The organism is Candidatus Omnitrophota bacterium, from assembly GCA_041653595.1.
Lineage (GTDB): Bacteria > Omnitrophota > Gorgyraeia > Pluralincolimonadales > Pluralincolimonadaceae > Pluralincolimonas.
This window is the reverse complement of sequence record JBAZFB010000010.1, coordinates 44,207-53,445: the sequence shown is the minus strand read 5'-3', so window position 1 is coordinate 53,445 and position 9,239 is coordinate 44,207. Positions and strand designations below refer to the sequence as shown.

Here is a 9,239-nt window from a genome sequence, read left to right as displayed (position 1 = left end):
CCTGCCTGCTGCTTGGCTTTAAACAGGCCAGGTGTGAGTAAACCCGCAAGGATCAGTATGATTGCCATAACTACCAACAGCTCGATAAGGGTGAAACCCTTTCTCTTGCTTATACGCAGCATCATTCCCACCCCCTTCTTTAATTTTGTTATCTAATCTAACACGTAAAAGCATAAAAGTCAAAACAAAAGGCACCGGAGAATTTCTCTCGGGTGCCTTTTTAAAGCTCTTCGTTCACTATATACTACTACTTGATCTTTACGTAACCGCCCTTATAGAGGCTTACGCCTGCAGATCCGCCGCCATGCCCGGCGACTGTGCACGTCAGGACAGCAGTATTTGATGATGTAGTGGTAAAAGGCTGTGTCGCCCAGCTGCCGTAAGAAGCTCCGCCCACCGGACATTTTAATACGTTAGCATCGTCAACCTCTGCGTCCGTATACAATGTGTCAGGCGAGCTAGGATAGGTGTCGTTCCATTTGCTCGCGTACATTTCCAATGCCGTGCCTATCTGCTTCAGGTTGTTGGCGCAGCTGACCTTACCTGCCTGCTGCTTGGCTTTAAACAGGCCAGGTGTGAGTAAACCCGCAAGGATAAGTATAATTGCCATAACTACCAACAGCTCGATAAGGGTGAAACCCTTTCTCTTGATCATGATATATGTCCCCCTTTCTCTTTTAAATTTTACCAGCATTATAATGATACTTTGCCGCTTCTGCTTTGTCAAGGATAATTCTTGAGAGGTTTTTCTTGTAAGAAAAAAGGTTTTCTGTTTTTCCGTCCCGGGATATTATAGAAACCGGGATTTTTTCGTCCCCGAACGGAGTTTTATTGTTTTTTAGCAGCGCCGCAATAATGCAGTCAAGATTCTTTTCTTTCAATTTTTTCTTTGCGTTTTCTTTTAATCCGCCGGTCTCCACGGCGAAACCTATTACGTCCCTGCCTTCTTTTTTTTTGGAGACAAGCGAAAGTATGTCGGGGTTCCTCTTCAACCCTAATACCAGCCGGTCCTTCCCCTTCTTGATCTTCCGCGGGAAGACAGCCGCCGGCCTGTAATCCGCGACGGCCGCCGACATTATAAGGCAATCGGATGCAGGAAAATGCTTTTCGACGGCCTTTTTCATTTCCAGGGCGGAGACGACAGGGACAAATCTCACCCCTTTGGGCGGGGTCAGGCATGTCGGGCCGCTTATGAGCGTGACCTTATGGCCGCGGCTGGCGGCTTCCGAGGCTATCTGGTATCCGAAAAAACCCGTCGAGGAATTTGAGATGAAGCGGACGGGGTCTATATATTCTTTGGTGGGGCCTGCGGTTATGAGTATTCGCAACTTCAACCCTTGAGTAATTTCTTCGCTTCCAGGATTATCGAGGCGGTATCGGCGATGTGCCCGATAGAATCGTGTCCGCATGCCAGGGGACCTTTTATCGGGCCGATAAATCCTATTCCCCTGCCTTTGAGCTTTTTGATATTATCCTGCACCGCGGGGTTCAAATACATCTTCTCGTTCATGGCAGGTGCCATAAGGGTCTTCGCCTTGGACGCCAGGACCACGCAGGTCAAGAGATCGTCGCAGATGCCGTTGGCTATCTTGCCTATCACGTTGGCGCAGGCCGGGGCGATCAGTATCAGGTCGGCCATGTCGGCCAACGAGGTATGGACCGGGCTCCATTCGGCCGGCAGTTCGAACATCTCTGAATAAACTTTGTTACGGGAAATGGTCTGGAGCGTCAGGGGAGTAACGAACTCTTTCGCTTCTTTCGTCATGATGACCGTGACGTTCGCCCCCGCCTTCCTCAGGTTATTGACGATATCACACGCCCTGTAAGCGGCGATGGAACCGCTGACCCCGAGGATCACCTCTTTCTTCGCCATTATTTTTTCTTTTCCTTCATCCCTATCTTGCCTTCCCTGATCTCTTCAAGCGCTACGGTCGATATCTTCTTGCTTTCGGTCTCGACCAGCTTCGGGCTCCCTTCGTTCAGCTCCAAGGCGCGCTTCGAGGCAAGTATCACGAGCTTGTAGATCGAATTATCGGTCTTGTCGAGAAGGTTCTCGACCGAGATGGAACTTTTCGCTTTCAATTTTTCACCTCACCCTAAGTCTTTCCGCGACGATGATTGATTTGAGCTTTTTTACGGCATCCGTAAAACTGTCGTTTACTACCGCGTAGTCATATTTCTTAATATTGCAGATATCGGCCCTCGCGCAGCCCAATCTCTTCTTTATCTCGGAGGAATGATCGGTCATGCGGCCGACGAGCCTCTGCCTTAAAGCCTTCAGTGAAGGCGGGAGTATGTAGATCGAGGTTGAATCCTTGAAATTCTTCTTTACGAAATCCGCGCCTTTGAAATCCAGGCTGAGGATCACGTCCCTGCCCTTGCGGATATTGCCCGAGACGGAGCTTTTTGACGTCGCGTAATACTGCCCGAACGGCCGGGACCACTCCAAAAAATCTTTCTTTTTAAGGCGGCGCCTGAATTCGTCTTCTGAAATAAAACAATAATCGACGCCGTCTCTTTCGCCCGGGCGCCTGGGGCGCGTCGTAAAAGAGGCCGGATGCGCAAGGGACCTGTCCTCTTTTAAAAGGGCCTTTACAAGCGAGGTCTTGCCGCAACCCGACGGCGCTGAAACGACGAAAATATGTCCCCTTCTCTCCGGCATAGGCCCTATTCTATGTTCTGTATCTGTTCCCGTATCTTTTCTATCTCGCCCTTTATGGCGATGGCCAACTGGGCGATCTTGTAATCGTTCGTCTTTTGGCCTACGGTATTTATCTCGCGATGCAATTCCTGGGCGATGAAATCCAATTTCCTTCCCACCTCATCCCGCTGGTTCAGGGCCTCCCCGAGACCCTTAAGATGGGATTTTATCCTGGTAACCTCTTCGGATATGTCGGAATTCTTGGCGAAGAGGGCCACCTCCAGCTCTATCCTTCCCTTGTCGAGGTTTATCTTCCCGGACGAGAGCTCTTTTATCTTTTTTAAAAGATGGCCGCGGTATTCCCTGACCGCCAGCCTGGAGCGATGCTCTATAACCGCCAGGTTCCTGGAGACCATGGCCTTCCTCTTTAATATATCCGCGACCAACCTCTTGCCTTCTTCTTCCCTCATCTTTACCAGGGAGGAGAGGGCTTTATTCAACGCGGACTTGATGTGCGGCCAGAGCTTCGCCTCTTCCCTTGGCTGCTCCTCCACGCTTATTACGCCGGGGAAGGAGATTATCTGGGAAAAATTGATCTCGTCTTTCGACCCCAGGGAATGTTTCAGGTCCAGAAGTAATTTCTTATATTTGCGGGCGAGGTCTTTGTTTATTATGAGTTTTGGCCCGGACTTCCGCGGGTTTTCATATGTCATGGAAAGGTTCACCTTCCCGCGTTTTACTTTCTTGGCGATCTCGGCCCTCAGCTTGTCCTCGAATATCTGGAAATTTTCGGGCAGGCGGGACGATACCTCGAAGAACCTGTGGTTCACGGTCCTTGTCTCTATCTGTATCTTCCCGTTCGGCGCAGCCGTCTCGCCGCGGCCGAAACCCGTCATGCTCCTAAGCAAAGCTCACCCCCTAGAAATCCATCGCGTTAAAGATGCTCTTGGAAAGGCCCGGGCACTGCTGTTCAAGGTAAAACTTGCTCGTCAATATCTGCGCCTTCAGGAGGCGCTTCATCTCTGCGGCAGACCTGTAATGGAAAGGGTTCAGCTCCTTAAGCCGTTCCTTAGACAGGCCCTCGACCTCTACGGGGACCAGGACCTTATCCCCCCACACAGGGTGGGGCTCGTACTTGACCGCGCCCCGTGCCGCCTGGAACAGGAATAATTCCGTTTCCTCTATCGTGGGCCCGGTGCCGCCGACCGGCCTTATTTTGCCGCCTATCTCCTCGAACTTTGTCTTCGGTAATTTTACTTTCTTATCGCCGAGCTGCACTTCTACCCAATCGTAGTTAGCGCCGACCCTGCCGGTCGTGCTGATCTGGAATACCTCGAGCGGGTTATCGGTTTTCTCCCTCTTCTTGATAAATTCGTGGAATCTTTTTACGTGCGCGGCATTCCCGACGCCCATCGTGAAAGGAAGGCAATATCTCGATTCGTATTTCTCCTCGCCGATCCCCTTCCTGCTCTGCGCCGGATGGCCCGTCGTGCGACCGTCTGCGAGCACCTTTGCCGCAAAAGCCGGGTCGTTCAGCTTGAGCCACGCGTAATCGGATATATAGCCGGGGCTGATGAAGACCGCCATGTTAAGCGGGCCGCTCGAATCGACGCTGCCGTCATAATAACCGGTATCCTCGAGCATCAGTACGGTCCTGGCGTTCTGGTTAGGCTTGCCGTGGTACTGGAAGAGCTTCCCGTCGAAGCTTACGTTGCCTTTTTCGTCCCACTCGGTATTCTCATGCAGGGCCCGCGGTGAGGAAACGGCCTTGAACATCGCTTCCTGCCTGTCGTCGAGATCTTCGGTCTTGGTCCACGCTCCCCTTTCCGGGCTGACCACGCAATCCTCAAAGACCCCTATAATGTCGTCGTTCTTGATGACCTGTTCGGTTATATATTTTGAAATGTCGATGCCGAATTTCTCTTTGAAGGCAGGTGCTGTGTGGCTGTTTATAGTAAACATCCCGTGGGTCGATTTTCCGCTTCCGGTAAGGCCCCAGAGGGCCATGACGATCCTCTTGCTTTTTCCGTCTGTGCGTTTTGCGGTAAACTCTTTCAGGCTGGCATGCTCACCGGTCCCGCCTTTTTTGTAGACGTGGTATATCCAATGGGAAAGAAAACCTTTCTTCACCTCTCCCTGGTAAGAACTCGCGGTAACAATAGTATATGAATGATTAGGGAACCTGATCACCCTTAACATTTCATGTCCGCCCGGGACATTGGGGTTTTCAAGATAATGCGGTATGCAGAAAAGCGTCACCTCAGGTTCTTTCGCCGTGTCGCCGGCAAAATTCAATTCTTTCCAGCGGTGACCGATGTCGGGGAATTGGGGATCGATAAAAAGACGGCACCTCATCTCCGCCTTCGAGCCGGGCTGGCCGAGGTTAGCGTCGACCTGGACCATCGGTTTGCATAAGATCTGCTCAAGGACACGCTGCATGAGCTGGGTATGTTCTGCCCTAAGCTCTTCGTCTTTCTCTACGACAACGCTGCCGGCCGCGCTGCGGTTCCAGATATTGGACGTCCAGCCCCAGCTGTCGTTCTTATAGCGGGTACCGTAAGATTTGGCCCTTTCGAAAAGGTCTTTTGGGTTGTTCTGGACGGCGCTTATGCCGGCGGCCTCTTTCTTCCTGACTATCTTCTTGAAGATATCAAGGAAACTGTTAGCGGTTATCTCTTCGGAACGGATTATCATTATTCCCAGACTCTCTTTGTTATATTGGTAAGCGTCACGAATTTGGTGGGGTAAAGGTCGACTATAATATCATCCGGCTCGAACCAGAGTTTTATCTCGCGTTCAGCCTCCTCCTCGTTCGAGGAGGTATGTATGACGTTCTCGTAAAGGCCTTTTGTGGTTATGCGGCCGTACGAACCTCGGATGGTGGTCGGGTCGGCCTCTTCGGGATTTGTGGCGCCGGCAAGCTTTCTTACTTTATTTATGGCGTCGTCGCCCCAGTAGACCATGGCCATCGCCTTCCGCCTTTCGTGCAGCTCGCCCTGTATGTATTTTACGAGCTCCTCGAAGAACGGCCTGTCCTTCATATGTTTATAATGCTCTACCGCCAACTCCCTGCTTACCCGGATTATCTTTGCCGCGACGATCTCGAGCTTTGTTTCCGACAACCGCGTAAGGATGTTCCCTGTCAGGGACTTCTTCAGGCCGTCGGGCTTGATCACTACCAAGGTCTTCTGTTCCATTTTAGTATTTCCTTTTTATGTAAACCTAGATTTTATTACATAACCGCCCGTTTGTCAACAAGATGGTTACTTTTTGTTGCGGAGCTTTTCGAGTTTCTTCTTCGCGCCGGCGTGTTTCGGGTCCTTTTTAAGCGTCTCCTGCCAGAATTCTTCGGCTTCTTTGGTCTTCCCGATCGCAGCGCTGATGTTTCCGATGTTATAATAAGGCTCGGGACTCTCGGGATTTATCTTTAGCGCTTCCTGATACTCGTTAAACGCGTCCTTAAGAAGGCCTTGCCTGTAATAAGCGGTGCCCAAATTTATTCTGGCCTCAAAGAAAGGCGGATATGCCCCCAACGCTTTTTTATACGCCTTTACCGCCTCCTTGTATTCCTTTATCTCCATGTTGACATTGCCCAGCACTAACCAGTAATAAGCGTTCGATGGCAATAACTCGGCCGCTTTCTTGTAGAATTCAATGGCCTTTCTTTTTTCTCCTTCATCCCGGTACGCGTTCCCCATGGCCCAATATGCTATGGGAAAACCCGGATTCGCCTCTATGGCTTTGTCGAGGGTATCGAACGCTTCCTGTTTTTTCCCTTGCGCATAAAGCGAAGCGCCGAGATTCAGATAGTCATAAGCGGCGTATGCGCCTGCCGGCTCAGCCGCAATGGCTTTCCTGAATTCAGTTTCGGATTCTTTATACCGGCCCAGGGAAAAATATTCATAACCCAGATTAGTGCGCAGGCGGGTGCTTAAAGGGGAGAACTTTAATGTGTACCTGTAGAAAAATACGGGATCCCTCCATATGTAGTTTTGCCTTATGGTCAGGGCGCCAAGCATGGCTAAAACGATTATCAAGAAACTAGCTACGCATAATTTTATCGAATTAAAACGGAACAGGCCGGCGAGCAGCGATGACGTCAATAAAAAGAAACCTATCGACGGAAGATAAAGCCAGTGTTCGGCAATAAAAGCGTTTATCGAAACGATGCCCGAGACGGGTATCAGCAGCAGGATAAACCAGCCAAAACCAAATAGGGCTTCCTTGCGGCGTTTCCTTGCCAGCCACAGCAATACGGCAATAGCGAATAAGATGAGGAAGGCCGAGAAGACCCTGGGGTCGGAAAGATACTCCGGCCTGTCAAAGCCGTAATCGACCCGCTCCATATGCAGCCCTTTCGGGAACAAAAGTATCTTTATATACGTAAGGATGATCGACGGGATGAGGAAAAAACGGGCTAGCATCGGGGAGCCGGCGTTAACCGTCGAAGTGTCTTTGACGTTTAGCAGGATGAAATACCTTGCAATGGCGTAGGCCAATATGATAATTAAAAAAACCGCGTACTTTAATGGCTTCTTGCCCTTCAGTTCTTCCCTCCTGAAACAAACTTCATAAAAAAGAAGTACAAAAGGGAACATCACGGCGGATTCTTTCGACAGCAGCGCCAGTAAAAAGGACAGGACCGAGGCCCCGAAATATGACTTCTTCCTGAACCGGTCGTAATCGGTATATGTTATGAAAAAATACAGCGAAATAAGGCAGAAGAATGCCGCCAAAGGATCCGCCCTGCCCGAGACATATGTCACCGCCTCGGTCTGTACCGGATGCAATACGAAGAGCATGGCCGTTAAAAAGGCGAGCCCCTTCCGCCGGAAAATAAGGCGGATAAGGGCGTAGACCATCAAAGCATTGGCCAGATGTATAAGAATATTGCCTAAATGATAACCGAACGGGTCGATCCCCCACGTATTATAGTCCAACGAAAAACTGCTCATGAGCACGGGCCGGTAGAATTTGCCTGTCATATCCTGGTTATATATGTTCTCCAAAAAAAGCTTTGGGATATAGCTGAGGGACCTTATATGAAGGTTCGAGGTGACAAGGAAAAGATCGTCCCATATGAAGGGGTTCAAAAGCGAGTTGATATATACCACCCCTCCGGAGATGATGATCATCAACGCGATAAGAAAATTAACCGGTATTTTATTTTTCATGATCATATTTAATCCACTATACGATAAGAGCCGGAGCGCCTGATCAATTCGTCCGTAATGTCCCGGCCTGCGCGTCCAAGGCGCAGCTCTTTTGCTATTATCTGCCCCATATCCACGCAGTGGTCAAAGTTATTGTAATTGTAAAGGTTTAACCGCCCGGTGCAAATAAGGTTCTCCACTTTCCCTGTCTTTTTAAATATATTGGCTGCCGTGGTCCGGTAATTAAGGCCGTACCTGGGATAAAATGCGGGCATCTTAATAACATGATGGCCGTATATCTCCCCTTCCTTTACCAGCTCCAGCTTCTCCAGGTCCAACGAGCAGCGCGCTGCCAGTTCCTCCGGATCCGTCAGCCATCTCCGGTCGTCATTGCCGCAGGTAAAATCGCAGCAGATGACGGTCTTGTCTTCCGGGCCGATCCCGCTTGACATTAATTTCTGCTCCGACAACCGTCCGAAAATAATGTCCTTATCCGGGCAAAAGATCCAGTGGTCGTCGAGGATTTTCGGCCGGTCGATGAAAAGGTAGACCAAAACGAAATTCCTCATTTCAAGCGACAGGACCTCCTTGCGAAAGAGCGCGTCCTCCGGGAATAAGAGGTCCGTTAGTCCGATAAGCGGCATAGAAGAGATGACCACGTCCGGCTCCGCCCTGCTGCCGTCGTTGAAAGTCAGGGAAGTTATGCGCCCTTTCGAAATTTCAGCCCGGACCGGAAATCTCTCCATATAAAAAACGCCCCGGTTCTTCTCTATCTCTTCGGCCATCCGCTTAATGATACCTCCAAAACCCTCTTTGGGATATAAAAAATAATCGGCCTGCGTCTCCGCGCTTTCCTTCGCGAGCCCTAACGCGCGAATCAACAGATCAAAGGCCCCTTTCCCGGGGATGCGCGTTAAAGCGACATCCGCGCTTAATGTCTCCGGGTCTCCCCAGGTTTTTTCCGCCAACGGCTCAAAGACGAGATCGTAAAGTTTACGGCCGAACCTGCCTATTACATAATCCTTGTAGGTAAGCGGAGCGCTTCGCGGACAGAGGCTTTTAACGGCTGAGGCCAGGACTGAAAATGCGCACTGGACCAGGCCCCATAGGCCGAGCGCCCGTGGCAATTCCGTGAGCCGGACAGGATAACTGATCAATTTGCCTCTTAAAATGATCCTGTGCTTCTTCTTTACGCGGATCAATTTATCGCCGCCCAATTCTTCCAGCAGGTCCATAATGCCCGGCATGACGGAGTATATTTTATGAGGGCCGTAATCGAGATTGAAACCGTTATGTTTGAAGCTCCCGCAGCTGCCGCCGAGGGAGGCGGTCTTTTCGTAAACGCTAACCGCGCAATCGGGCAAGCCTGAAACAGGCCAGGCTGCCCCCAGCCCTCCCGCTCCGCCTCCCAGGACCGCTATCCTCTTTCGATTTGGCATCTTTAC

General features: G+C 50.6%; 11 protein-coding genes. All 11 read right to left on the bottom strand.

What is annotated here, in order from left to right; genetic code table 11:
* On the bottom strand, positions 1-122 hold a 122-nt coding region (locus tag WC317_05385; protein ID MFA5339558.1), incomplete at its 3' end, for a type II secretion system protein.
* A 125-nt stretch (positions 123-247) separates the two neighbouring features.
* Complete coding sequence (locus WC317_05380) at positions 248-655, bottom strand: type II secretion system protein (protein MFA5339557.1); 408 nt, start codon at positions 653-655, stop codon at positions 248-250.
* A gap of 22 nt (positions 656-677) precedes the next feature.
* Positions 678-1,334 carry a phosphopantothenoylcysteine decarboxylase gene (locus tag WC317_05375; protein MFA5339556.1) on the bottom strand — a complete coding sequence of 219 codons (657 nt, stop codon included), beginning with the start codon at positions 1,332-1,334 and terminating at the stop codon, positions 678-680.
* Entirely contained in the window at positions 1,331-1,873 is a 543-nt protein-coding gene (locus tag WC317_05370) for a flavoprotein (protein ID MFA5339555.1), read from the bottom strand. Before WC317_05370 ends, WC317_05375 begins: the two co-directional genes overlap by 4 nt.
* A complete protein-coding gene (gene rpoZ / locus WC317_05365; protein MFA5339554.1) occupies positions 1,873-2,082 on the bottom strand; it encodes a DNA-directed RNA polymerase subunit omega in 210 nt (69 codons plus the stop codon). The genes WC317_05370 and rpoZ overlap by 1 nt, the downstream gene beginning before the upstream one ends.
* Positions 2,083-2,086: 4 nt before the next feature.
* The gene (gene gmk, locus WC317_05360) at positions 2,087-2,662 is read right to left on the bottom strand and encodes a guanylate kinase (protein ID MFA5339553.1); all 576 of its coding nucleotides are present in this window, start codon (positions 2,660-2,662) and stop codon (positions 2,087-2,089) included.
* Between the two features lie 5 nt (positions 2,663-2,667).
* Complete coding sequence (locus WC317_05355; GenBank protein MFA5339552.1) at positions 2,668-3,537, bottom strand: YicC/YloC family endoribonuclease; 870 nt, start codon at positions 3,535-3,537, stop codon at positions 2,668-2,670.
* A gap of 22 nt (positions 3,538-3,559) precedes the next feature.
* A complete protein-coding gene (locus WC317_05350; GenBank protein ID MFA5339551.1) occupies positions 3,560-5,335 on the bottom strand; it encodes a phosphoenolpyruvate carboxykinase (ATP) in 1,776 nt (591 codons plus the stop codon).
* A complete protein-coding gene (locus WC317_05345; protein MFA5339550.1) occupies positions 5,335-5,838 on the bottom strand; it encodes a nucleoside-diphosphate kinase in 504 nt (167 codons plus the stop codon). The genes WC317_05350 and WC317_05345 overlap by 1 nt, the downstream gene beginning before the upstream one ends.
* A 66-nt stretch (positions 5,839-5,904) precedes the next feature.
* Positions 5,905-7,815, bottom strand: coding sequence for a tetratricopeptide repeat protein (locus WC317_05340; GenBank protein MFA5339549.1), 1,911 nt, complete (start codon positions 7,813-7,815; stop codon positions 5,905-5,907).
* 8 nt (positions 7,816-7,823) lie between these two features.
* A complete protein-coding gene (locus WC317_05335; GenBank protein MFA5339548.1) occupies positions 7,824-9,233 on the bottom strand; it encodes an NAD(P)-binding protein in 1,410 nt (469 codons plus the stop codon).
* Positions 9,234-9,239: the final 6 nt, after the last annotated feature.

Excerpts from the sequence above, each read along its gene's own strand:
- WC317_05335 (MFA5339548.1), bottom strand. The coding sequence starts at position 9,233 with ATGCCAAATCGAAAGAGGATAGCGGTCCTGGGAGGCGGAGCGGGAGGG.
- gmk (MFA5339553.1), bottom strand. The coding sequence starts at position 2,662 with ATGCCGGAGAGAAGGGGACATATTTTCGTCGTTTCAGCGCCGTCGGGT.
- WC317_05350 (MFA5339551.1), bottom strand. The coding sequence starts at position 5,335 with ATGATAATCCGTTCCGAAGAGATAACCGCTAACAGTTTCCTTGATATC.
- WC317_05355 (MFA5339552.1), bottom strand. The coding sequence starts at position 3,537 with ATGACGGGTTTCGGCCGCGGCGAGACGGCTGCGCCGAACGGGAAGATA.
- WC317_05380 (MFA5339557.1), bottom strand. The coding sequence starts at position 655 with ATGATCAAGAGAAAGGGTTTCACCCTTATCGAGCTGTTGGTAGTTATG.
- WC317_05345 (MFA5339550.1), bottom strand. The coding sequence starts at position 5,838 with ATGGAACAGAAGACCTTGGTAGTGATCAAGCCCGACGGCCTGAAGAAG.
- WC317_05370 (MFA5339555.1), bottom strand. The coding sequence starts at position 1,873 with ATGGCGAAGAAAGAGGTGATCCTCGGGGTCAGCGGTTCCATCGCCGCT.
- WC317_05340 (MFA5339549.1), bottom strand. The coding sequence starts at position 7,815 with ATGAAAAATAAAATACCGGTTAATTTTCTTATCGCGTTGATGATCATC.